The organism is Streptomyces sp. MP131-18, assembly GCF_001984575.1.
Classification (GTDB): Bacteria; Actinomycetota; Actinomycetes; order Streptomycetales; family Streptomycetaceae; genus Streptomyces; species Streptomyces johnsoniae.
Genome location: NZ_LZNS01000002.1, coordinates 23,727 through 46,868 on the forward strand (window position 1 = coordinate 23,727; position 23,142 = coordinate 46,868).

Consider the following 23,142-nt stretch of genomic DNA (forward strand, 5'->3'; position numbering starts at 1 on the left):
CCAAAGCGATGCCCGGCCCCCGCCCGCGCCGCACCCCAGAGAGGCAGGACCAGCATGACCGACATCCACACCGCCGCGGCAGACACCCCCGGCCCGGACGGCGAGTCCTCGGCCACGGACGCCACGGTGATCCACCTGCACAAGAACCAGCAGGAGCCGGAGGCCCTGGAGGGGCGGGTGATCACCGCCGACGACTGGGAGCACCGCGAGGACCCGGACGGCGACCGGCCCTGGATCGACCCCCGGCTGCGAACGAAGCAGGGGCGCGCCGCCCGCCTCGCATGGCAGCGGCGCCAGGCCCGCCGCGCGGCCCGCCGGTGGGCTATCCGCCAGGGCGGCGCCGACGGCGTGGCGGCCCGCGCCGTGCGCGGCGAGCGCCGCGTCCGCACCTGGGTCGCCGGCGTCGAAGGTGCCAAGGCCCGCGCCGACCTCGCGCTCGCCCGCCAGCTGGTCCGCGACGCCGACCAGGTCGCGCGCCGTGCCCGGTTCGCGGTGCGTGACCGCAAGGCCGTCAAGGAGCTGGCCCGCTCCGCGCAGCAGGAGGCCAGCCGTGCGGTGACTGTCGCGGAGAGCGCCCGGAAGCGCGCGCGGCGGGTGGTCGGGTCGAGGGCCGCAGTGGTCTACGGGCCGGTCGCCGGCGGCGAGCTGGCCGCGTACGCCGCCTACGGCGTGGGCGGCCTCACCGCCGCGGTCCTGCTGACCGTTGCGGGTGCCGCACGGCTGGGCCGCCGGCGCGACGACATCACCGAGCACGAGCACCAGGAGCAGGTCGCGGCCATCCCCCAGCAGTTCGACATCGGGATGACGCCGAGGATGTTCGAGCAGATGCTGCGCCAGGCCCTGACCGAGGACCTGAAGGTCTCGGTGTCCGCGCTGCGGGTCGACCCGCAGGAGTGGGGCTTCGAGATCCAGCTGTGGCTGGAGCGGATGACCCCGGAAAAGATCTCCGCGCAGCTCGACCTGCTCGAGGCATGCCTGCCCGGCGTGCGCACCGGCAGCATCCTGCTGCAGCAGTCCGCCGCCGCCCGCAACGAGTGCACGATCCGGGTGCCCGGCCCGAACCCGTGGAAGTCAGTGCCTCAACTCCCCTACCGGGCGCCGCACTCGGTCAAGACGTCCGAGATCCACACCGCGCAGATCGGCGCGGACATGTCCGGCCGGCCCCTCGCGCTGCCGGTGTGCCGCACCAACGTGAACATCGTCGGCGCCTCCCGGTCGGGCAAGTCGACGATCCTGCGCGCCGAGGTCGACGCCCTCACCGCGACCGAGGACCAGATCGTCATCGGCATCGACCTCGGTAGTGCGGGCAGCGGGTTCGGCGGTCTGCGGCGCGCCATGCACGCCGTCGCCACCACCCCTGAGCAGGCCCAGATGGTCCTGCAGTGGGCGCTCGACATCGGCAAGGGCCGGCCCGCCCTGTTCGACAAGCTCGGCATGGGCATGAACTGGCAGACCTCCGCCAAGCGCCCCGGCATCAAGATCGTGGTCGACGAGTTCCCCGCTCTGGTCCGGGAGTCCCGGAAGGGATACATCGACGCCGCCGGCAAGAAGGTCAGCTGGGACCTGGACGGCATGCTCGGCGAATTCGCCATCACCTCCGCGAAGTCGGACGCGACCATGCTGATCGCCGGTCAGGGCATCACCAGGGAGAAGGTGAAGGACAACACCTGGCTGACCGAGCTGGCGGTCCAGGTCCTGGCCGCCTGCGACACCGACGACGTCGTCCAGGTCCTCGGCGGCGGCGCGATGGCCCAGGGCTGGCGGCCGGACCGGCTCGTGCCCGCGATGGGCGACCAGCTCAACGACGCCTCCGTCGCCTACGTGATCGCCGGATCCGCCTACTGCGAGCCCATCCCCTACCGCGCGTGCTTCGCGCCCGAGGATGAACTCCTTCGCCGCGGCATCGAGCGCGCGCGGGCCGGCCTGGTGGACATCGACCCGGAGTCCGCTGCGCTCAGCGCCATCACCCTGCAGGACCTGATGGATGCCTGTGCCGAGGACGGCGCCCCGGCCGGGAACGCTGGCGTGCCGCAGCTGGTCGCCACCATCCGGCAGATCTTTGCCGACGCCAAGGACCCCGCCGGGCTGGCCCCGGAGGACCTGGCCGACGCGCTCGGCGAGGTCGACCCCGTCCGGTGGGGCCTGGACCACTTCGACGGCGACGACCAGGACGCGCAGGTTGCCGCCCGCGTCGACGCGCTGCGCCAGGCGATCACCGCGGTGCTCGCCCCCACGGGCCAGAGCTGGGCGCTGGAGAAGTACAGCAAGAGCAAGCCCCGCGGCTACCGCCTGCGCGACCTGAAGGCGATCACCGGCGAGGCGTCAGCCTCCTGACCGGGCCGGAACCCGGGCGGAACCGCAGGTCAGCGGAGTGGAACCGGCTCGGAACCGGGCCGGGACCCCACCTCGCGACCGGAACCCGGTTCCCGCCCGGCACCCCGGTTCCACCCTGGTTCCGCCCGCCTGACCTGCGCGTTCCTCCGGTTCCGCCCCGGTTCCGGCCCGATACGACCGATGGAGATGATCATGGCGAGTGAGTTGCTGCGGCCCGCCGACCCGGGCTCCGGCTATCACCGGGTCCTCGCCCGGCGCCGGTTCCGCTACATCCGCCGCGACCCGGCCCACAGCCTGCGCATCACCTGGATCGCCGAGCCGGTGGTATGCCCGGTCTGTGAGACCGACACCGACCTGCAGCTCGTGCTGGACGAGCGCACGGACGTGTTCGTCCAGGTCCACTGCCCCCGCCGCCACACCTGGTCCGACCCGGCCATCGACCCGGCGCACTTCCGGACCTACTCGCGACTGCAGTGGGACGCCGACCCGGACCCGGACCGCATGTGGATCATCGACGAGGGGTTCGGTGAGGAGCCCGCGCCGCCGGTCGACCTGGAGGAGGTCAAGGCCGTCGCGAAGACGGTGGGCCGCCTGTACAAGGCCAAGGCCAAGAGCCGGGTACGCGGCGCGGCTGGCCGGCCGGTCCGCGCCGCCAAGCGCAAGGCCCGAGATGCCGCCAAGCAGCCGTTCACCGCCGCCGCGCGGGCCCTGCGCGGCCGCCGCAAGGGGCAGGAGCAGGAACAGGAGCAGCTGGCCGCGCAGAGCGGGCGGCGCCGGGTCCAGCTTGGGCCGGACGGCAAGCCCATGAAAGTGCCCTCGGTGGCGAAGTACCGCAAGGCCTATGGGGCGCCGGCCCCGAAGAAGGGCCCGGCCTGCCTGGTGTGCGAGGACACCCGCACCATTCCCGGCACCCACATCTCGTGCACCGAGTGCGGCCCGGCATGAACGCCCAGGACGGCCAGAAGAAGGGACTACCAGTGACCGACGCCGACCGCCTCGCCGGGATCGAAGCCCGCTCCCGCGTGCAGCCTCTGGGCACGAGCGACGTGCAGTGGCTGATCCGGCAGGCCAGGCAGATGCGCGCCGCCCTCGACGAGGTGTGGGTCCTGCTCGACGAAGCCGGCAGCCTCATCCTCTCCAGCTACGTCCAGAGGGCTGTCGAGCCCACCCTGCCGGACGGGGCACGCATCCGGGAATGGGCGCGCGCCAACGGATACGACCTGGGCGATGAGGGCCTGATCCCCAAGCTCGCCCGGCTCGATTACCGCCGCGCCCATCCTGAGCTGCAACAACAAACACATGCATACAAAAAGTAGGCCAACTCTAGACAGGCCAACAAAGAGTTGGCATGATTGGGGTTGTTGGGCCACCAGGCCCACGGCCCAAGGAGGAAGAAGACGATGGCGGACACGGCACCCACCCCGGAACAGCTGGAGCAAGCCCGCACCTACGTCAGCGCGGAAATCGCACGCACCGACACCAAAGCGGCCGCCCTGCTGACCGGGCTCAGCCTGCCGATCGCCGGACTGGTCGCCGCCCTCCCCGGCCGCGACATCGACCCGCCGGCCGCCATCGGCGTCGGCCTCGGCGCCCTCGGCCTCGTCGCCGCCATGCTCACCATCCTGTTCGTCGTCCGCCCCCGCCTGACCGGCACCAACACCGGCTACCTCAACTGGGCCGAGGCCGAGAACGACGCTGCAGTCGCCGCCGACATCGCCGCCGACCACCGCGTCGAGCACATCGTCCAGCTCTCCCGCATCGCCCGCGCCAAGTACCAGGCGCTACGGGTCGCCATCGACACCGCCGCGGCAGCCATGGCCGTCCTGGTCATCTCCCTGCTCACCACCCTCATCTGACCAGCCCCGGGGCAGCCGCCATCCCGGCCAAGGACCACCGGCCGCCCCGGGCCCCGAAACAGCAAAAATTCCGGAGGCAGTACATGAAGCGCTTCATCAACACCAAAACCCTGAAGACGACCAAGGGAAGCGACGTGCGCGGCGAGCAGGACGTCGCCGGGCACCTGTTCCGCACGTGCTCCGGCTGCGAAACGGAGCAGTACCACGCAGGCATGGCCGGCGTGCTCAAGGACGTCGTCGACCACGCCCACACCTGCGGCAAGTAGCCCGCCACCGAACCGCGTTACCCAGAAACGGAATAGGAGAACACGTTGACTTACGCACAGTCCGACACGGCCCCCGAGACCAGCCGTAGCCTCGCCGTGCGGCGCACCACCACCCGTCTGCTGCGCGCCACGGCCTACCGGGCCGAAGCCGCCGCCGGGATCGGCGCCATCCTCCTGTTCGCCACGGCAGTCGCCGGCGCCGGGCCGGACTGGTTCCACAGCCACGACCTGATCCCGCCGATGGCCGTCCTGGCGCTGTACGGCCTGGCCACGCTCCTGCAGGAGATGCTCGGGTCGGCCAGCACCCACATCGACCCGGACGCCCGGGACGGCGACACTCTCTTCGCCGCGGCCGATGTGTTCACCGAGCTGCGGGAGGACCTGCGGGCCGGCGCCGACAAGAACGACGTCCTGATCGGTCTGCAGGCCAGCCGCGTGCTGCCCGCTCTGCACGGCACGCTCGCCGAGCTCACCGCCGCGTTCGCCGCCGAAGACCTGGACGAGGCCGACGACATCGACGCCGCCGCCCAGGCCGTCGGCGACGCCGCGCACGCGCTCGGCGAAAAGCACCTCTGATTTCGCCCCGGGGCGGCCGCCATCCCGGCCAGGACCACCGGCCGCCCCGGGCCCCGAACCCGCTCCGACCGGAGCAGGAGGAACCCCCATCCTCCCCCATCCGAAAGGAGCAGAGGAATGACCCCCGCGAAGAAAACCGACCCCGACGACACCGTGGCAGCCGCCCAGGACCTGCTGAAAGCCGCCAAGACCCGGCGTGAGAACGCCAAACGCGCCGCCGACCAGGTCTTCTGGACCGCCGTACGCGACCAGATCGACGCCCGCACTCTCCGGCAGACCGACGCATGCGACGCCATCGGCTACACCCGCGAGTACGTCCGCCGCCAGCTCAAAGCCCTCGCCGACGGCGATTTCAACCCCATCGAATAGCTGATTCCACCCCGGGGCGGCCGCCATCCCGGCCAGGACCACCGGCCGCCCCGGGCCCCCGAACCCATTCGAACCGACAACGAGAGGACGAAGCGATGGCCTGGACGTGGTGGATGGCTCTCGGAGCCGCAACCCTCCTCGCCCTGCGCGTTGTGGTCGCGAAGATTCGGCCGGCCAGGACCTGCTCCTGGTGCGGGCGGATGTCCGGGCACGAGGTGACCGGCCACAGCTACGGGCGGTGCCAGGGACCGCAGCGGGAGCGCCGGGCCGATGAGCAGTTCCGGGCTGAGTTGGAGCGGACCCGCGCCAAGTGGCGCCGGGAGCGCGAGCGGGACACGGCCCGCGCCGCAGCCCAGATCGCCCTGGACACCTCCAAAATGCGGCTGATCAAGGTCGGCACCATCACCACGCGAAGCTCGCGGGGCGCCTTGATCGTCGACATCTCGGACTGGGCATTCGACAACACCTCCGGCCCGTACAGCGGCTTCACCCCTGGCGGGACCCAGCGCACCTTCAACGGCACCGGCGCTCCGGAGAAGTTCCACGGCTGGACGCTCCCCGAACTGCACCTCATCGCCCACGGCGGGCAATGCCGCTGCGACGTCGCCCGCCTGGCCAAGAACACCCGATAGCCCGCTCGACCCGGCGGCCGCCATCCCGGCCAGGACCACCAGCCGCCGCCCTGGGCCCACACCACCCGACCCGCAAAACCCGAACCGGAAGAGAGGACCCCATGAACCGCTCCGTCGAGCGACTCGCACTGTTCGGCTGCCTACTGGCCGCCTTCGGCGAGATCCACCCCTTCTGCGACCACTGGGCGCAGGACTCGGAAACGGCACGATGCAAGCGCCTGTACGGCGATCACCACGTCTACCGAGACGGCGTTCGCGTCGGCGAGGAGACGGCCGACCGCAGCGGCGAGCCGACCATGACGGCCAGCGCACGGGGCCGCCGCGCCGTCGCGTTGCACGTCGCCACCTACACCGCCATCCAGACCGGCGCGGCGGTCGGACTCGCCCGGGCCTTCGGCTACCGAGTCCCGGCCTCCGCGCTCCTGGCTGGCGCCGTGATCAACGGCGCCACGCACGCCGCCCTCGACCGCGGCGCGCTGTTGCTGTGGCTCGCGGACAAGATGGGGCAGCGCGGCTACATCGAGCACTGCCAGGCGGTGCGCCTGGACAAGGACGGCGCGGCACACGCCGAGATCAACGGGCCGGGCAGTGCCTGGATCGAGTTGGACGCGGCCCTGCACCGGATCGTCGGCGTCGGCGCCGCGGCCGTCACCACCTGGATCGCCACACGTAACCGAGGCCTGAAGTGAGGCCCGTGACGGATCAGACCCGTCTCCGGGAAATGGACGACGCCGCTCATCTCGTGCGCACCGGGCTGAAGCGCCTGCGGGCCGCCGCCGACGTCGACGACGTCCAGGCCCTCGCCGACGTCCTTCGCCTTACGCACGACCATCACGACCGCGAGGCCGGCGTCCTCCACGCCCTGGCCGCGCTCCTGGGCACCGTGTGGACCCGCCTCGCGGAGATCGGCGAGGAGCACACCGACCAGGCCGCCGACCGGCTGATGCCCGCTGTGTTCTGGATCGAGGACGAGGCCGGAGACCGTATCGACCGGGTCCGCGAGACACTCGCCCAGGCCAATGGCACCGGTTCCACCACGTCCGTGGACTGGGAGGCGTGATGACGATCCCGGCCACCTACATCGGCATCGACGATGCGGAACTCGCAGCGGCGATCGACGCCGTGTTCTCCGACGCTCTTGCGGCGGACGTGGCGGCCGGGATCGCCGACCGCCCCCTCCTGTCGGCCCCGGCCTCCCGGACCGCGCACCCGCTCGTCACCCTCCCCACCAACGACCTCGTCGACCAGGTCGGCATCGCGGCCGGCCCCTGCCCCCCGGACCCCCGCACCCCCTCCCCCACCATCCAGTACGCCAAGGCCGGGACTCGTGTGGCCGGCCGCGTCACCTGGTGGCTGGTCAAGGGCAGCATCTACGTCACGGCCATCGTGGTGCGCGAGCTCACCAGCGCCGTGTGGGAGCTGATCACCAATAAGCCCGCGCCGCAGCCGCAGCTCGAGTCCGCCCCCGTTCAACCGATGCGACCGAGTGACTTCCTGCTCAAGACCAGCGAGCACCTCCGTGACCGCGGCTGGACCCAGTTCCGGCTGGAGGACAGCCGCGGTCTGTGCGTCATCGGAGCCGAGCGCTCCCTGATCGGCGACGGCGTCGGCTCTCGCGAGATCGCTGAGCGCGCCAACGAGCACCTCCTGGCCGTCGTCCGTGGCTGGTCGGTCCCGAGCTGGAATGACCGCCTCAGTCGCCGCGAGGACCAGGTCCACGAGGCCCTGCGCGCCGCAGCAGGGCGCGCCCGGGCCGCCGGTGAATAGCCACCACACCCAACAAGAGTGGAGAGGACCGCAATGGCGAAGTGGAAGCTGCCGTGGATGAGCCGTTCGGACCGGCGCCTCTGGCGCTCCGCCCGCACCGTCGCCGACCTCGGCGTGCTGATGGCCGCCTGGCTCGAGGGCCAGATCGCCTCACGCCCCGGATATCAGCCCCGCTACGGACCGGACGGAGAAACCACCGACCTCATCCCGGTGCTGGCCGCCTGCAACCGGGCCGGATTCCTCACGGATGACTCCCAGCCCGGCGACGCCGGAGAAGAGCCCGGCGGCACGCTGTGGGAACAGCGGGCCGCCGTCACCGGATTCGTCGTCCACGACAATCACAAGCTCCTCCAGCGCCTGGTCGCCGCCGCCGAGCAGGCCGGGTTGCTGATCGAGCTGCACACCACGCACGACGAATGGCATGACCAGGGCGGCATTGCCGTCACCACCAGAGACGGCAATCGGTACACCACCTACGGCCGCGCGCTGGGTGGTGACGACCTGCGGTTCCTGTGGACCGACTGCCACCGCCAAGCCGTCGACCAGGTCGTCGACGCCATCCAAGTCACCCTGGCCTACCCGCTGTTCGGCCCCGACCGGCTGCTGTGGAAGGTCTTGGCCGAGGTAACCGCCCGGTACGACGATCCGCCGTTCTGACGGCTGCCCTCCCTGCCCGGCCTGACGGCGCCCGGCCGGGCAGGGAGGGGAGTTGTCAGCCGACGTCTCCACAGCAAGAAGGAAGCCGGGGCGTGCCTGGCCTGGCAGCACGAGCACGCCCCACGCACCCGGAGGTGCCCCCCCCAATGATCGCACTCCTCCGCAAAGTTCCAACCGCATTCGCTGTGCTCACCGCTCAGTACCAGTGCCAGCGCTGCCGGGGCTGGTTCGAATCCGACACCCCGTTCACCCTCTGCAACGTGTGCGCAGGGACCTGAGACCCGCGTACTTCCCGGGGCAGCCACCTGCTTGGCCGGCGCGCGGCTGCCCCGGAGCGCCATCCCAACTCTCGAGACGGAGAACCCATGATGCCCGAAACGGCGGCCCCGCCGCCCGCACGCTCGCAGCTCTGCTCGCCCTGCGCCGTGTCCTGGACCGGTGACGAGGCGGACTGCTGGAACTGCGGCCACCCCGCCAGCACCACCCACTCCCACCCCGCCGGCGCACTCCAGCAGCTGCTGAAGATCGTCGGCTCAGGCGCCGCCGCCGCCCCGCTCACCCGCGGCCCGAAGGGGGCAGTCCAGTGATCCTCGCCTTGCTCCTCGGCCCCCAGCAGGCCGCCCGCGTCGTGCGGCAGCTCGCCGACGACCTCATCCACCAGGACCGCATCGACCCCGACCGGGCGCTGCGCATCGTCTGCGACCGGGCACTCGCCGGCGACCCGCTGCTGCTCGCCGCCCCCGGCCAGACCTGGACCCTGCGCGACGACATCGACCCCGACGAGGCGCCCGCCCGCCGACTGGTGATCCTCGGCCGCCTGACCGGACCCGCGCGCATCGTCGTAGCCGACCCCGACCTGCCCGACAGCTGCACGGACGAGCTGCTGCTGGACGTGCTGGAGCTGTACGAGCTGGAGACCTGGCACCTGCCCGACGCTCTCCTCGACGGCGAAGGAGACGGCCAGTGACACGCCGCGCCCCCTACCCGGCCCTCACAGGCGCCGAGCCCTGCCGCCAGCACGACGAACCCGACCTGTGGTTCTCCGACCAGGCCGCCGACCGGGCCACGGCCCGGCGACTGTGCCACGGCTGCCCCACCCGCGTGGCCTGCCTCGCCTACGCCCTGGACCACCCCGCCGCGACCGAACACGGCATCTGGGCCGGAACCAGTCGCGGAGGCCGCGAAAAGCTCCGCGCCGAATTCCGCCGCGCCAACCAGATCAGCAAGGAGCAGCAGACGTGACCGACCCCCGCACCCGTGCCGCCGTCATCGACATGCTCAAAGCCCACGCCCCGGTAGAGACCGTCGCCGACACCACCGGCCTGAGCACCGGCGAAATCGCCGCGATCGCCCACGACGCGGGCCTCACCCGCGAGCACGCCCGCGAGGCAACGCGGTCCCTCCTGGACGCTCTCGCGTGGGGCGAACGCCACGACTCCAAGAAGATCCGGTCCCTCGCCGCCCGCGCCCGCACCGCCCTGGACGACCTGGTGCACCAGCGCCGGACCGAAGCCGAAGTCACCGCCACACAGACGGAGATCGCCAAGCTGCGGAAGCAACTCGCCGCCGCCGAGACCAAGCTGCGCCAGGCCAAGGGCAAGCCCGCCACGGGCGCCACCAGGCCCCACGGCAGGAGCGAGCGCGAACAGATCCGCCAATGGGCCCGCGCCAACGGCCACACCGTGCACGACCGCGGCGCGCTCCCCACCAAAGTCCTGGCCGCCTACCGCCGCGCCCACGGCACCGCCGACACCGCGGGCAGGCCGGTCAAGGGGAGGCCGGCCACGTGACACACCCGAAGTACACCGAGATCATCGGACTCCTCCGGCAGGGCCACTCCAACACCGAGATCGCCCGCCGCCTGCGCTGTGACCGGCACGCGGTCGGTGACATCCGCCGCGCTGCCAGCATCCCCCGCCAGCGGCTCAGTCTCGAAGAGAAGTGGCGTGCGCGGGTGCGCGAGATCAACGGCGGACACATGGAATGGCTCGGTGAGCGGCAGTCCACCAGCGGCACCCCGATCATGCGGTACCGCGAGAAGCCGTACACCGCCGCGCAGATCGCGTTCCGCATCGCGCACGGCCGGGAACCGCAGGGGTACGTCGTCGCCGGGTGCGGCCGCAAGCACTGCGTCGCCCCGGAGCATGTCGAGGACCTGACGACCAGGGCCCGCGTCCGCGAGCAGCTGCGGTACCTGACCGGCGGCGGCCAGCGCCCACCGGTCTGCCGCCACGGCCACGACCAGGCCCGGTGGGGCCGGTATGAGCCCGACGGCACTGCCTACTGCCACGCCTGCAAGCTCGACGCCAAGCGCACTGCGGCCAGCCCGGCCTGGACGGAGTGACGACGTGCCGATCCGCCCCGAGAACCGCGAGCGCTACCCGGCCAATTGGCCGGAGATCTCCCGGTCGGCCAAAGAAGCCGCCGGGTGGCGCTGCGCCTGCACCGGCCAGTGCGGCCGTGGCACTCACGCTGGCCGCTGCCCAAACGCGCACGGTCAACCCGCCTACAGCACCGGCTCGCTGGTCGTCCTGACCACCGCGCACCTCAACCACCAGCCCGAAGACTGCCGCGAATCGAATCTGGTCCCGATGTGCCAGGGCTGTCACCTGCATCACGATCGAGGCCACCACCAGGTCACCGCCGCGCTCACCCGCGCGGTCGCCTTGAAGGCCGCGGGCCAGCTCGAGTTCGACGCGGTCGCAGCGCTTGCTGTCCCCACCGAACCGCAACGCCTGCCGCAGGCGGTCGCAGAACCGGTCACCGCCCTGTGCGACGTCGCGCAGCTCTCGCTCGACATCGGCATCCCGACCCCGCACACCAGCGCCCTGTGAAAGGGGAGATCCGTGAAGCTCACCATCTCGCACACCACGTTCTCAGACGTCGTCGCCTTCGCCAGCCGCGGCCTGCCTGCCCGCCCGCCCGTCCCGGTCCTGGCCGGCCTGAAGCTGACCGCTGACGCTGCCGGCCTGGCCGTCGCCGGATACGACTACGAGGCGTCCACCCGCGCCACCGCGCCCGGCGCCGACATCGGCGAGCCGGGCTCGGTGCTGGTCTCCGGCCGCCTGCTCGCCGACATCAGCCGCGCCCTGCGGCAGGACGTGTATCTCAGCTCGGACGGCGTCCGGCTCGTTGTCGAGTCCGGCAGCGCCCGGTTCACGCTGCACACCCTGCCGCTGGAGGAGTACCCCACCCTCCCTGAGTCCCCCGGGCCCTCCGGGACGGTGGCCGGTGCCGAGCTCGCCCACGCCGTGGCCCAGGTGGCCGTCGCCGCCGGCCGGGACGACACCCTGCCCGTCCTCACCGGCATCCGAATCGAAGCCACCGAGGACTCCCTGACACTGTCTTCCACCGACCGCTACCGCTTCGCGGTGCGCTCCCTGCCCTGGAACCCGACGGACGCCAGCAGTGCCGGCGCGCACGCCCTGGTCCCGGCGAAGACGCTCCTGGACACCGCCAAGGCCCTCGCCGGCGACACCGAGGTCAGCATCGCCCTGCCGGGCAAGCAGGAGATCATCGGGTTCGCCGGCGGCACCCGCCGCACCACCACCCGGATCCTCGGGGGAGACCTGCCCGGCTACCGCACGCTGTTCCCCACCGAGTTCGCCGCCCAGGCGGTCGTCGACATCAAGGGCCTGGTCGCGGCCGCCAAGCGCGTGGCCCTGGTCGCGGAACGCAACACGCCGCTGCGGCTGACCTTCAGCCACGACGGCGTCACCATCGAGGGCGGCAGCAGCGACGACGCGCAGGCGGTCGACCGCGTCAGCGCCAACCTCGAGGGCGACCAGATGGTCATCGCCTTCAACCCCGGCTTCCTCCTGGACGGCCTCTCCGCCATCGGAGCGGGCGGGAGTGAGCGCGCCCGGTTCTGCTTCACCAGCCCGACCAAGCCCGCCGTGCTGCGCGGCGACAGCACCCCCGAGGCCGCCCTGAAGTACCTGCTCATGCCGGTCCGCCTCAACGGCTGACCTTGCCCCGGGGCGGCCGCCATCCCGGCCAGGACCACCGGCCGCCCCGGGCCCCGAACCCGATCCGACACGGAATGAGGAGAACCACGACGATGACCGACATCCTTCCGTCGGCACAGCCCACCCCGGCGCCGAGGCCCGACCACGTCCTGGACGCGGTCACCGCGCAACTGACCCCGACCGTCGTCTGCCTGTGCGGTTCCACCCGGTTCTGGACGGAAATGGCCGAGGCGAACCTGCGCGAGACAGCCGCCAGCCGCATCGTCCTCGCGCCCGGCTGCAACCTCAAGGAACCGCACGAACTGTGGGCCACCCCCACCCAGGCCACGCAGCTCAAGCCGCTCCTGGACGCCCTCCACCGCCGGAAGATCGACATGGCCGATGAGATCCTGGTCGTCAACCCCGGCGGCTACATCGGCGCCAGCACCCGCTCCGAGATCGCCTACGCCGACTTCCTCGGCAAGCGCGTGCGGTACACCACCGAAGAGCACCAGGGCGTCACCGCCACCCGGCAGATCACCTGCCACGTCGCCGTGTGCTCCGTGTGCGGCTACACCTACGACGAAGGCGGCGACTTCGGCACCTACCACTACAACACCTCCGACGAGGCGATCGCGGGCGCGACCGGCGAGGACCCGCAGTACGCGTTCACGCAGCTGCCCGACGGCGCACTCCTGTGCCGCCGATCCGACCGGGCTCACCAAGAGGTCCTCGGGGCGCTGCTGGCCGCCGCCACCGAGACACACATGCACGAGCAGCTCGCCGCCACCGGGCAGCAGCCGGTCCTTACAGAGGAGACCCGGCACGCCGCACTCCTGACCCGGCCCGGCCACCCGAGTCTGCGCATCGGCCCCTACGACACAGAAGTCGAGGCCGACCGCATCGCCACCGGCCTGCGCGAGCAGCTGCACCACACCACCCACGTCCCCGGCACCGTCATCACCACCGTGGTTTTCGACGCCGAACTCCCACACAGTGAGGCGTACATCACCACCAACCCGTACGAGCTCGCCAGCCGCATGGACGCCGACGAAGCAGACGCCGGCAAGGAGACGGCATTCCCCGACACCTACGCCCGGCTGCACGCGCAACTCGGCTACGAACGGGCCCGAGACACCTGGCTCGGGGCGGCCGCCGCCTACGACTGGATGCACCACGACCACGCCTGATCCACAACGTTGAGCCGCCCCCGTCAGCACAGACGGGGGCGGCTCAACGGCGACTGGATCACTCTTCCATGAGCAGTTTGCCCAGGGTGTGCCGGTCCTCAGGGGTCATGTAGGTACGCAGCACCTGGTTCAGCACCGCGGGGGAGTCCCATGGCAGCAGCGTCTCGATGTCCGGCGTTCCTGAGGAGCGGTCCTCCGCCCGGGGACGTCGCTTTCGGGGGGTGGCCGGGGCGCCGTCGGGTGCCGGATGTAGCGCGCCGCGGATCGCTGTGGTGGCTGCCTCGGGGTCGAAGCGGGGGCTCTCCGGCAGGGCCGCGACGGCCTGCACGGCCTTCTTGGCGATGGTGGCGGTGACCGTTTCCTCCGCCTCCTCGGCCGTGCGGTACACATGCGCGGCGGCCGTGACGTCGTACTGCTCAGCCACCGGCACCAGTTCCCAGATTGCGGCCTGGCTCAGTTTGGCTCGAGCTCGAGCCAAATCGTTCGACTGGGAATCGAACAGCGCTTCTGCGATCGGCCACATCCGGATCAGCTTGTTCGCCTGAGCCCTCGTCATCCCCCAGCGGGCCTGACAGTACTCCTCGAACGTCTCGTGTGTGGCCCGGTAAAGCCGCCCCTGCCGGATCACCTGCAGCGCCTTGCCCGCGGCCCAGAACGCGAACTTCAGCGTCTCGATCGCGGCCTCGCACTGAAGAAGAACCTCTTCCTCTTCCTTGACCAGGACCGGCGTGGAAGCGACCGGCTGCCTCGGCGGTGCCGGCAACTTCCGTGCCACATCAGTCGACGTCTCGGGCTTCCGGGGGCCGCCGCTCGGGCCGGTCACTCGGCGCCCCATCACAGAGCCTGTTCGACGCACAGGGCGAGGTTCATGAAATCCTCCCGGGCCCGCAAGGCCGTGCCGGACTCCTTGTACTCCACGACCGTCAGACCGTTCTCCGCGGCGTGGGCGTGGATCTTGTACTTGCGGATCGGATCGGCCATCCGGGGATACCCCCGTTCGTCGATCCAGGTCTTCACCGCGTCCAGGGCCGTGTCCCCGTCCCGGGGGTCATGCAGGTTGATTACCACGAGGAACGGAATCCCCCGCGGCTTCAGGATTCGCTCGATCGTGAATTCTGCCGGCGCCCAGGACAGCCACTCCGGGGTGATCGGCACGATCGCCAAGTCAGCGAGGTCCAGCACCTCCCGCAGCGCATCGGCCACGCGGCTCCCCCCCAGGGGATCCTCACCCCAGGCCGTATCTGGGTCGATTTCCATGAAGCCGGGAGTGTCCACCAGGACGCGCTTGCGGGCCGGATCGCCTTTGAACTTCGACAGGACCCCGACCTCGCCGCGGGTGACCAGGTAGTCGAACGGCAGAGCCTCTTCGGGTACGCGGTCGGCCCAACTCTCCAGGCTGCCCTGGGGATCGACGCCAGCCGCCACGACGGCCGCGTCCTCGATGTCGTTCTGCATGATGCTGCTGCGCCCGATGACGGCGGCGAGGTTGACCGTTATGGTCGACTTTCCCGCGCCACCCTTCTGCTGGATGACGATGATGAACTTCGGGCCGGCCGCCACGTCGATGGCGGATGTTTGAGCAGGGGACATGAAAGCCTCCGTCGCTTCCCCGCAGGTACTCGGATCGTGCCAAGGATGCCAGACTCGCCGCCCACGCCACGCACAGCAGGCGTGGCACCGCCGGTATCCGCGCCCGACGCGCCCCGGAAGATGGAGGGTCTGAAGATGGAGTCAGGAGGGGAGGGACCGCTTGCGGCGGCGTCGTGGTGTCCGGTGCGGCGGTGTGTAGGTCTGCTGCCAGCGTTTCAGGTGCTGCCGGTTGCCCTGACCGCCGCCCGCGGCAGCGATCACCGCGTCGAAGGTGGAGCCCTTGCGCCAGCTGTCCAGCAGGTCACGGTGCACCAAGACGATCGCGTTTCTTGCTGCCGTCGTCAGCGCGTTCCTGGAGAACCGGGTGTTGGTGACGAGCACCGCCACGTCGGCGCGGAAGTTGGTTCTGGTGCCCAGCAGGTCCCGCATGTCCTTGTCGCCGACCGTGCGGTCAGGAGCGAACCGCTTGCACTGGACCACCATGGACCGCCCGTCGGGCAGAAACCCGATTACGTCCCGGCCGCCGTCGTTCGTCCGCCCTACTTTCTGCACTTCCGTGCACCCGTCCCGGCGCAGCAGCGCGGCGACCATGTGCTCGAAGTCGTCGGGATCCATCCCGTCGATCTGGGACATGGACCGGTTGACCTCGAGAAGCCGGTCCTCTTCCCGCCACAGCCGGTCCCGCTCACGCAGACCTCGATGCACCCGCAGGCCCCACCAGCCCAGGCCTCCGAGCCCAGCCAGTACGGCCAGAACCAGCAGGTACGGCCACACCCACGACCAGGCGACCACCACCGCCACCACACCGACCGCGACGCCGACCACCTGACGCTGTAACCGCCGACGCCTCGCCGCCCGCGACTTCCTCCTCGCCATATCCCACTCCTCGCATCCCGTGGACAGAACCTCACAGCCTGACGCAGACGACCTTCCCCAGAAAGGGCGCACAGGCGCGCACGAGCCGTCTTCGCGCGGTGCGAGCGCGCCCCCGCGCTGCCTACCGTGGCCGCCGGACCAGCTGCCGACGAGGAGCCAGACATGCACGAGGACGAACGGGTGGATCCCACTACCTGGACGACGCACGACAGCGACGGCCAAGAGGTGACGCTGCCCTCGACAATCGCGGAAGTCCGGGCCGCTCTACCGGCCGAGAGGCGCGCAGAGTTCGAGCACGAGATGGAGACGACGCCCGGCCAATACCTGACCATGCGGCTGGCGATGTGGGCGCTGGAGACCGTGCACGGAGCCATCGAGGAGATCGACGGCGAGGTGGAGCGCCTGCGCGCCGGAGACTTCTCCCACGTGACCACCACGTTGCCGGCCGAAGGAGAGGCGGGATAGGTGGCCTACCGCATCACCTATGTCGGACTGGCCGACGTCACCCGTACCCGGCTGCCGAAGGACCGACGCCAGGCTCTGGACGAGGCGATGAGCCGCACGATTGGCCACGATCCCTACGGCCACGGCTCCAACGCGCCCAAGAAGGGCGAGCGCGACTACCGCCAGGCCGTAGTCGCGGACATGCTCGTCGTGTACTACGTCAGCGCCTCGGTGCTCACGGTCACTGCCGTCAAGCTCATCAACCTCTGACCGCCGCGGTTTGCAGTCTCCGGCGCATGGCGCATCTCGGTTCGCACTGCGGGCCGCAGGTAGGAGACCTACTGTGTCGTCATGGCGACACAGACGGAACTGATCGAGTACTACGAGAAGTTGGCCGGTGCGTGGGCGAAACGAGCCCAGGCCGCCGGGGACGATCCAGCCATCGCGGCCTCCCTCGCCCAGACCTACGCCACCCTCGCCCTCACTACCGCGCTGAAGCAGAACTCTGCACGGACATCCCTCTTCGGTCAGGGCATCGATGCGCTCATCGGCGCCATGACCAAGCTGACGCGCAAGCTCCCAGCGCAGTGACGTAGCGCCATGATTCCCTCGGCGCAGGCGCGGCCGATGGTCGCCGCACCCGGGGCATGGTCGAGGGCTGCTCGCTCGGATGGAGTACCTCACCGGGTTGTCTGAACGGTGAGGCATCCCGTTGCCCAGCCTGGCGTGACGGAACCGCGTCGGATCCGTCCGCGCTGGCGATCGGCGTCACCAGTCCTGGTTCGCGTGACGACGGGACGTGAAAGCTGCGATCGACTGCGCAACCAGCACCTCGGTTGCCATGATGGATTGGGACGAAAGGTGGGGTTCGTGCGGGGTGACGGGCGGCAGATTCAGACCGCGGTTCTGGGCAGTGCGGGCTCCGAGGAGCCGCTGATGCTGCCGCTGGAGGCCATCGAGCTGGAAACTTTCCGCCGGCGGTACGAGCGCGACACGTTCTGGTGCGGGCTGCTGCTCGGCGGCTGCGGCGGTGAGCTGACGACGAAGCTCTACACCGACCGGGTATGCCACTTCGCTCACCACCCGGGCCCGGACGGGATGGCACGCGAGTGCGGACGCCGAGCCCGTGGCGTCTCCAGCGCGGATCACCTGTATGTGAAGTCCGCGGCCGCCAGCTGGTTCCGGGACAAGGGGGAGCGGGTCGACATCGGCTTCGCCGGGCAGGACGGGGTGCCGATCGGCTCGGTGGTGGACATCCTCTCCCCGCGCGGCGTCCTTCGCGTGCATCTGGACCGGGCGACGCCGCCGGTGTGGGATCAGGACGGCAGCGAGCCCGTGCTGGGAGTGGCCATTCCGGTGGACTCGGAGACCCTGATCCGCCGCTGGTACGTGCACCGCATCCGGCTGGACAGCGAAGGGGCCGCCCGACGGGTCCGGATCGGCACCGAGGCGTTCGCACGGCCCACCGAGTGGTTCGCCCTGGACGACTGCGAGATGACCGACCGCGGCCTGTCCACCCCGGCCGTGGAGCGGATCGTCCGCGAGCGCACCACACGGCCCGCCCGAGCCTGGCCCGCGAAGAAGCCTCGGAAGGGCCCGGACCCGCAGGGGCGGGCGCGGTTCCTGCTGCGGCAGTTGGCCGATGCCCGCAAGGTGGAGGCCGTCGTCGTTGTGACCAGGGTGTGCCGCGACATCGCCGCAGTCACAGGCCTGGACGCAGAGTTGAAGGAGCAGCTGACAGCCGCAGTGGCTGACGCGCAGGACTGGTTGGGCCAGCAGGCCGAAGTCCGCCGTGACCTCTTCTCCCGCCTCGCCGACGCGGTGGCCGGCGGACAGACGAAAGAAGCTCGTGTGCTGCTGATCCGGGTCAACGCCACCGCCAGCCACGACCGGACCGAAGAGGAGGACGACATCGTCGGCACGGCCGCCGACTACCTTGACGCTGTCGCCTCCGCCGCCGCCGACCGCGTGAAGGCTCTGCTCTCAGACCTCCGCCGCCGCCGCCGTTTCGACATGTCGGCCACGGAACTCCGCTTGCTGGTGCAGGAAATCATCCAGGCGGCCGCCCAGGCGGGTGAGCTCCTTGGGACGTATGAGAAGTCCCAGATCGCTGCCTGGACGGCACGTATGGGCCTGGGGACACCGACTCCGACTTCGGCTCGTGCACCGGCAGCCAGCGCCCCGGCCGGGCGCAGGACGCAGCGCAGACCCCTGCACGCTCAGGTGGCACGACGCCACTGGTACAAGAGCAGCTGCCCGCGCTGCCAGGCCGGCAAAGGCGAGAACTGCGTCATCGACGACGAGGCCCGCACCGGCGAAGTGCGGAACGTGCCCCACAACGAGCGCCTGCAGCTGATCGTGGACGAACGCAAGGCCCAGCAGAAGAGAACGCGCCCGTGGCGGGTGTACGAGGTCACCTGCCCCGACTGCGGCCAAGGCGATGGCGAGCGGTGCAGGACACCAGGTGGACCACACCGCTCACGTGTCGAGCGGGCCAAGACGTTCACCCAGCTCAAAAAGCCGCGGCCTGAAGCAATGGCGTGACGGCCGAAGAGCGTCATGCCCGGCGGTGACGCCAGTGCTGGTGCGCTTTCAGGACTTCGTAGCTCCACGCGGTTTGCTGCTCGGTCCGGGTGCTGCCGGTGGGAAGGCCGAGCTGTTGCGCGATCTGCGGGAATCGCGGGTTCATCTGCCTGTCGCGGATCGTGACCAGCGCGGACAGCAGCGGTTCGCCGGCTTCGCGTTCCTCGTCGACGAGCCAGAGCAGGATACTTTCGTCGTCGGGGTGCAGGCGGGGGAGCCCGGGCAGGTGTTTGCGGATCGCGGGCCAGCTGGTGGTGGCGCGGGCGCGGGCGGTCTGTTCGAGGAGCGGCCGAAGGTCGGTCGCGAGCTCCCACAACCGGCTCGTAGCGAGCAGCGCCGGGGCCTTGGCCCGGGCTGGCCTGCCCAAGGCGGGTGCCGGTCGGGGCGTGCGGGGAGTTGCTGCTTCGGCATCCGAGGACCAGACCGTCTTGCGGCGTTCCGGGACCGTGTCAGCCGCCGGCCGTGCCTTCGGGACCGCAGGCCGTCCGGGAGCCGGTCTCGCCTTCGGCCGTTCGCTGCGCGCCTGGCGTCGTTCCTCCTCGCGCCATTCTGGGGAAGCCAGGATCTCCTTGAAGACCTTCAGCTGGGCGCGTTGCTCTTTCGTCTTGCTCGGCGGTGCCTGCGCGGCCTGGCTCCAGGCGAGTTCGTACAAGCTGGCGGCCTCCGCCACCGTGTGGTTGTCGATCGCCCGCTGAAGTTCGGTGAGCGTGCCGTTCAGCGTGCGGCGGATGGAGGCGATGTCCATGGCCGTGAGCGTCGGCCGGCCAGTGGTCCGGCGACGGAAGTCGATCTGCCACGCGGCACCGCCGCTGAGCCGCACTCGCCCGCCCGGCAAGACAATCCCCCCACTCCGAGGCAGTGGCTGCCACATCGATCTGTCAGCCATCGTTCACGGTGGGGCACCCACCGGGCGGGGCGCAAGACCATGGAAGGCGGGGCGCGGCCAGTTCATGGGAGCCGGCGCATCCGAGTGCCTGGCTGCGCCAGGATGACTGGCATGGCTATCACTGAGCCGATTGGGGAGATGAGCTGACTGTGGTGATGATGCGTACGGGCTGTCCGGTAGCCACCGGGCTGACGGTCGGGGAGTACAGCCGCCTGGCTCGGCTGCCGTTCGGCACGGACGAGCTGGAGAGGTTCACCTGGTGCGAACTGGAGGGCGGTCACGAAGGGTCGTGGCACTGGGCCCATGCCCAGACCACAGCGGATGGCACCTGGTGGCTGCGCTGGCATTCCACAGCCCGGGAACTGGTTACCCACCTGCCCTGCCCCGCCGATTCCGTGGACCGGGCCCTGGTCGAATCAGAACCCTGCACCCTGCCGCGTGATCATGAGGGTCGGCACTCCTACGAGTTCGACATCCCCAAGGGTTCCCCCGGCCAGCATCCCGCGCTGACCGTCGGCGAGCTGCGGCGCGCACTGGAGGGACTGCAGGACGACACTCCCATTCGGATCGGTGCGGTCACCGCTGGTGTCCTCGTTCAAGGTGACGTCGAGTGTCTGTTGGCGGGCACCGATCTAGGCTCTGTCCGGGCGGAGGGCGCCAGCGGTGAGTTCGCTGGGTTCCGTAACGCGCTCGTACTGCTGGCTGGCCTTGGCCCATTTCCCGCGCCGTCCGAAGCCGGAGACGGCGAGTGAGGGGACGAGAGGCTTCAGCCCTCCAGCAGGCTGTTGGAGGGCCGTTCACCAGCCCTCATCCTGGACCGGCAACTGAGGTGCCGGCGTTCATCCGCGGTTGCTGTGACCGGCCCGGCGAGGGCGATGTGCCCGGGTGCTAGTGGGGGCTGGTCTTGTTCGTGCTCCTGGTCCCGTCCGGCTCGAGTCTGCCCCGGCTCGCCAGCCAAGGGTCTCAGCCACCGTGCCTGACTCTGTGCATGACGAACGCCTCGCCGAGGTGGATCAGGGGCGAGGCGAGGCGTTCGTCATGATTTACCTCGTCATTTCCAGAGCCCACTCGGGCCGAGCTGCGTACTGCACGTCGGGGTGGCGGTCAATGAGTTCCTGGTGGATCTGGGGAACGTCCCGGCTATGGATCCTGTCGCCGATCTCCCGGAAGAAGGCGACCGTTTCTGACGGGTCCCAGCGGCTACGTGTGCTGCGCACCCGTGAGTACAGGCGATCCGCGCGGTGTACGGGGCCGTTATTTGAGCCCTGCGTGAGGCGTTGTTGGACGCCCTCTATCTGCTCGTTGGTACAGCCCTCTGCCCGCATGGCTTCCGTTATCGCGGCAAGGACTGATCTCAACAGCGGTGGCAGCTCAGACACTTGGCTCCTCTCGCGGGGGCGACGGATCCAACCTGCCCGGCGACAGCGCTGCCTACTCAGATGCGAGCTGGCGGCGCTGAGGGCGGCAAGCCGGGCGGTGGGGATATAGGGCTGGTTTACGGGCTGTCGCTGGGCCTGGGTTCGGTGCGGCGCCTGCGGAGGGCTTTTAAGGCCCAGCGGCCGGCTGTGAGGGTGAGGGGGGCGGCCAGGCCGCCGAGGAAGTCGGGCAGTGAGGCGAGGAGGAGGTTCACCGGCGTCGCCCGGTGGTGTCGGCGGCTGCGGTGGCTCGGGAGATGTGGCGGGTACCGAGGCGCTTGAGCTTGCGCCGCACCCGTTCGCCGTGGGTGGCGGGCAGTCCGGCGTCGATAGCCGCGTTCTCCCAGGAGTCGCCTGTGGTGGCCCAGGCGAGGGCGACGGTCTGTTCGTTCTCGGTGAGGCCGCGCAGGACGGCGGTGATGCGGTCGCTGAAGTCGTAGGCGTGTCCGGGGTATGTCGGCATGACCGGTCCTTTGTGTCGGTGGGGTTCGTCCACGTGTATTGGCGGGATGAGAGGGCCGGAACCGGCAATGAATCTTGCTTCGCGTGTGATCCGCTCCGGCGTCCTCGGTACCCCTCTAGCGAGTCGATGGCGCGGAAACGGGTTGTGCTCGCCGTTGCTGTCGGCTGGTGTTTGGGCCGGGGCTCCGTCCCGTCTGGCGCTGCCGTGGGGCTTGGAGCTGGGGGTTTTTGGCTTGCAAGCCGTCTTCGCACCTGCCTGCGCTGGCCCTCGTCGGGCTGGCCCGGGCCCTGCTCGCCGTCGACGTCCTCGTTGCCGGCGCCGCGGCCGCGCTGGCGGCCCCGACGTCGGCGTCGTCCTCGCCCTGGCGGGCCGCCAGCTCGCCCCCCGCTTCCCGGCCGGGGGGCGGCAGGCCTGGCCCTTCCCTTCCTTCCTCGAGCTCCCCGAGCTGCTGCCTGCGGCAGTCCCGGCGGCGGGGACGGTCGTGGACGTCGTCCTGGCCCTCGCCGCCGACGCTGGCCGCGGCGCCTGGCGGTCCGCCGGAGGCGGTCCGGCTGAATTTCCCCGGCCTATTCCGCCAGGAAAAGCCATATCTGAAATCACGTCAGGTCAGCATTCCTGACGCGCACTAGATGGAGCCACCACACACCGCTGCTGCAAGCAATCCCGGCCGCGCCGCTCGCAATTCTTGAAGCGGCCCCATAAAAGTCGCATCGGGCATTCTGATACAGTGGTCAGTCCCACCTAGAACGAGAATCCAAGCCGCACCTGATAAACCCCGACAAGACCACCAAGACACCCCGGATAATCCACCCGCATAACCCTCGCCAGCGCCCCGGAAACCACCCCACCGAACAGCCCCACCACACGGGCCGAAGGCCCGCCCCACTTCCCACCCAGGCCCTCCCCGAGACACCCCACCCGCACCCAAACACCCAGGTCAGGCACCCACTTGAAAACCAGAAACCTACATGACACCATCAACCGATGCACCCCACACCCTCAGCCCCGAAGGGGCCCACCACCCAACCCACCCCCACCACACCCTGGCGCCCGCCAACGGCGCGGCGCACCCAGCCACCCGAATTCCCTAAAAGGGAATTCCCGCTCTCCGAAGGAGAGCAAAACCCCACCACCCCAACACCCAAGAATTCCCGACAGGGAATTCAAAACACGCCAACCAAGAGCCCCGAAGGGGCTCGACATAAACCCCCCAAGAATTCGCCGAAGGCGAATTCCGGTGGGCATGAATTCCGAAAGGAATTCAAATAGCGGCGCCAGCCGCTCCGCCCCC

The 23,142-nt window shown here is 70.2% G+C and carries 29 protein-coding genes and 1 pseudogene; 25 read left to right on the forward strand and 5 right to left on the reverse strand.

The features are described from left to right. Positions 1 to 54 precede the first annotated feature (54 nt). The 20 genes and pseudogenes from STBA_RS35030 to STBA_RS36135 all read left to right on the forward strand — a co-directional run. Complete coding sequence (locus STBA_RS35030; RefSeq protein WP_077063843.1) at positions 55 to 2,334, forward strand: hypothetical protein; 2,280 nt, start codon at positions 55 to 57, stop codon at positions 2,332 to 2,334. Positions 2,335 to 2,526: 192 nt separating this feature from the next. Continuing rightward, positions 2,527 to 3,279: a hypothetical protein gene (locus STBA_RS35035; RefSeq protein WP_143659653.1), complete on the forward strand. Its 753-nt coding sequence runs from the start codon at positions 2,527 to 2,529 to the stop codon at positions 3,277 to 3,279. Between the two features lie 32 nt (positions 3,280 to 3,311). Further along, complete coding sequence (locus STBA_RS36920) at positions 3,312 to 3,650, forward strand: hypothetical protein (protein WP_077063845.1); 339 nt, start codon at positions 3,312 to 3,314, stop codon at positions 3,648 to 3,650. A gap of 84 nt (positions 3,651 to 3,734) precedes the next feature. Next, entirely contained in the window at positions 3,735 to 4,190 is a 456-nt protein-coding gene (locus tag STBA_RS35045) for a Pycsar system effector family protein (RefSeq protein ID WP_077063846.1), read from the forward strand. An 83-nt stretch (positions 4,191 to 4,273) separates the two neighbouring features. Further along, positions 4,274 to 4,456 carry a hypothetical protein gene (locus STBA_RS35050; RefSeq protein WP_077063847.1) on the forward strand — a complete coding sequence of 61 codons (183 nt, stop codon included), beginning with the start codon at positions 4,274 to 4,276 and terminating at the stop codon, positions 4,454 to 4,456. A 45-nt stretch (positions 4,457 to 4,501) separates the two neighbouring features. Further along, on the forward strand, positions 4,502 to 5,032 hold the full coding sequence (locus tag STBA_RS38195; RefSeq protein WP_077063848.1) for a hypothetical protein: 531 nt from the start codon (positions 4,502 to 4,504) through the stop codon (positions 5,030 to 5,032). A gap of 117 nt (positions 5,033 to 5,149) precedes the next feature. Then, on the forward strand, positions 5,150 to 5,401 hold the full coding sequence (locus STBA_RS35060) for a hypothetical protein (RefSeq protein WP_077063849.1): 252 nt from the start codon (positions 5,150 to 5,152) through the stop codon (positions 5,399 to 5,401). 95 nt (positions 5,402 to 5,496) lie between these two features. Further along, positions 5,497 to 6,033 carry a hypothetical protein gene (locus STBA_RS35065; protein ID WP_143659654.1) on the forward strand — a complete coding sequence of 179 codons (537 nt, stop codon included), beginning with the start codon at positions 5,497 to 5,499 and terminating at the stop codon, positions 6,031 to 6,033. A 101-nt stretch (positions 6,034 to 6,134) separates the two neighbouring features. After that, positions 6,135 to 6,722 (forward strand): hypothetical protein, encoded by a 588-nt coding sequence (locus STBA_RS35070; protein WP_077063851.1) that lies wholly within the window; start codon positions 6,135 to 6,137, stop codon positions 6,720 to 6,722. Positions 6,723 to 6,727: 5 nt separating this feature from the next. Then, positions 6,728 to 7,093 (forward strand): hypothetical protein, encoded by a 366-nt coding sequence (locus STBA_RS35075; RefSeq protein ID WP_143659655.1) that lies wholly within the window; start codon positions 6,728 to 6,730, stop codon positions 7,091 to 7,093. Beyond that, positions 7,093 to 7,800: a hypothetical protein gene (locus STBA_RS35080; protein WP_077063853.1), complete on the forward strand. Its 708-nt coding sequence runs from the start codon at positions 7,093 to 7,095 to the stop codon at positions 7,798 to 7,800. The genes STBA_RS35075 and STBA_RS35080 overlap by 1 nt, the downstream gene beginning before the upstream one ends. 33 nt (positions 7,801 to 7,833) lie before the next feature. Further along, positions 7,834 to 8,457 carry a hypothetical protein gene (locus STBA_RS35085; protein WP_077063854.1) on the forward strand — a complete coding sequence of 208 codons (624 nt, stop codon included), beginning with the start codon at positions 7,834 to 7,836 and terminating at the stop codon, positions 8,455 to 8,457. 365 nt (positions 8,458 to 8,822) lie between these two features. After that, positions 8,823 to 9,044: a hypothetical protein gene (locus STBA_RS35090; protein WP_077063855.1), complete on the forward strand. Its 222-nt coding sequence runs from the start codon at positions 8,823 to 8,825 to the stop codon at positions 9,042 to 9,044. Beyond that, positions 9,041 to 9,424, forward strand: coding sequence for a hypothetical protein (locus tag STBA_RS35095; RefSeq protein ID WP_077063856.1), 384 nt, complete (start codon positions 9,041 to 9,043; stop codon positions 9,422 to 9,424). The genes STBA_RS35090 and STBA_RS35095 overlap by 4 nt, the downstream gene beginning before the upstream one ends. Next, the gene (locus STBA_RS35100; protein WP_077063857.1) at positions 9,421 to 9,699 is read left to right on the forward strand and encodes a WhiB family transcriptional regulator; all 279 of its coding nucleotides are present in this window, start codon (positions 9,421 to 9,423) and stop codon (positions 9,697 to 9,699) included. Before STBA_RS35095 ends, STBA_RS35100 begins: the two co-directional genes overlap by 4 nt. Continuing rightward, positions 9,696 to 10,247, forward strand: a complete 552-nt coding sequence (locus STBA_RS35105; protein ID WP_077063858.1) for a histone-like nucleoid-structuring protein Lsr2 — start codon at positions 9,696 to 9,698, stop codon at positions 10,245 to 10,247. The genes STBA_RS35100 and STBA_RS35105 overlap by 4 nt, the downstream gene beginning before the upstream one ends. Beyond that, entirely contained in the window at positions 10,244 to 10,801 is a 558-nt protein-coding gene (locus STBA_RS35110) for a hypothetical protein (RefSeq protein ID WP_077063859.1), read from the forward strand. Before STBA_RS35105 ends, STBA_RS35110 begins: the two co-directional genes overlap by 4 nt. A 4-nt stretch (positions 10,802 to 10,805) precedes the next feature. After that, a complete protein-coding gene (locus STBA_RS35115; RefSeq protein ID WP_077063860.1) occupies positions 10,806 to 11,291 on the forward strand; it encodes a hypothetical protein in 486 nt (161 codons plus the stop codon). Positions 11,292 to 11,303: 12 nt separating this feature from the next. After that, positions 11,304 to 12,425, forward strand: coding sequence for a DNA polymerase III subunit beta (gene dnaN / locus STBA_RS35120; protein ID WP_077063861.1), 1,122 nt, complete (start codon positions 11,304 to 11,306; stop codon positions 12,423 to 12,425). 92 nt (positions 12,426 to 12,517) lie between these two features. Further along, positions 12,518 to 12,904, forward strand: a pseudogene (locus STBA_RS36135) (hypothetical protein); the annotation flags it as partial. 748 nt (positions 12,905 to 13,652) lie between these two features. Here STBA_RS36135 and STBA_RS35130 read toward each other — a convergent pair. The 3 genes from STBA_RS35130 to STBA_RS35140 form a co-directional block, all read right to left on the reverse strand. Next, on the reverse strand, positions 13,653 to 14,417 hold the full coding sequence (locus STBA_RS35130) for a hypothetical protein (protein ID WP_143659656.1): 765 nt from the start codon (positions 14,415 to 14,417) through the stop codon (positions 13,653 to 13,655). Between the two features lie 11 nt (positions 14,418 to 14,428). Next, complete coding sequence (locus STBA_RS35135) at positions 14,429 to 15,184, reverse strand: ParA family protein (RefSeq protein WP_077063864.1); 756 nt, start codon at positions 15,182 to 15,184, stop codon at positions 14,429 to 14,431. Between the two features lie 141 nt (positions 15,185 to 15,325). Beyond that, positions 15,326 to 16,060: a restriction endonuclease gene (locus STBA_RS35140; RefSeq protein WP_077063865.1), complete on the reverse strand. Its 735-nt coding sequence runs from the start codon at positions 16,058 to 16,060 to the stop codon at positions 15,326 to 15,328. Positions 16,061 to 16,222: 162 nt separating this feature from the next. Here STBA_RS35140 and STBA_RS35145 point away from each other — a divergent pair, with 162 nt between their 5' ends. The 4 genes from STBA_RS35145 to STBA_RS35160 all read left to right on the forward strand — a co-directional run bounded on the left by STBA_RS35145 (position 16,223) and on the right by STBA_RS35160 (position 19,048). Then, positions 16,223 to 16,525 carry a hypothetical protein gene (locus STBA_RS35145; protein ID WP_077063866.1) on the forward strand — a complete coding sequence of 101 codons (303 nt, stop codon included), beginning with the start codon at positions 16,223 to 16,225 and terminating at the stop codon, positions 16,523 to 16,525. Then, a complete protein-coding gene (locus STBA_RS35150; protein ID WP_077063867.1) occupies positions 16,526 to 16,774 on the forward strand; it encodes a hypothetical protein in 249 nt (82 codons plus the stop codon). It begins immediately after the preceding gene. An 81-nt stretch (positions 16,775 to 16,855) separates the two neighbouring features. After that, entirely contained in the window at positions 16,856 to 17,095 is a 240-nt protein-coding gene (locus STBA_RS35155; protein ID WP_077063868.1) for a hypothetical protein, read from the forward strand. Between the two features lie 195 nt (positions 17,096 to 17,290). Continuing rightward, the gene (locus STBA_RS35160; protein WP_253195317.1) at positions 17,291 to 19,048 is read left to right on the forward strand and encodes a hypothetical protein; all 1,758 of its coding nucleotides are present in this window, start codon (positions 17,291 to 17,293) and stop codon (positions 19,046 to 19,048) included. A 13-nt stretch (positions 19,049 to 19,061) separates the two neighbouring features. Here the strand turns inward: STBA_RS35160 and STBA_RS35165 are convergent, their stop codons facing one another. Then, on the reverse strand, positions 19,062 to 19,832 hold the full coding sequence (locus tag STBA_RS35165) for a hypothetical protein (protein WP_143659657.1): 771 nt from the start codon (positions 19,830 to 19,832) through the stop codon (positions 19,062 to 19,064). Between the two features lie 290 nt (positions 19,833 to 20,122). Between STBA_RS35165 and STBA_RS35170 the strand changes: the two genes are divergently transcribed. After that, entirely contained in the window at positions 20,123 to 20,725 is a 603-nt protein-coding gene (locus tag STBA_RS35170) for a hypothetical protein (RefSeq protein ID WP_077063870.1), read from the forward strand. A gap of 874 nt (positions 20,726 to 21,599) precedes the next feature. Here STBA_RS35170 and STBA_RS35180 read toward each other — a convergent pair. Continuing rightward, positions 21,600 to 21,851, reverse strand: a complete 252-nt coding sequence (locus tag STBA_RS35180; protein WP_077063872.1) for a hypothetical protein — start codon at positions 21,849 to 21,851, stop codon at positions 21,600 to 21,602. Positions 21,852 to 23,142 lie beyond the last annotated feature (1,291 nt).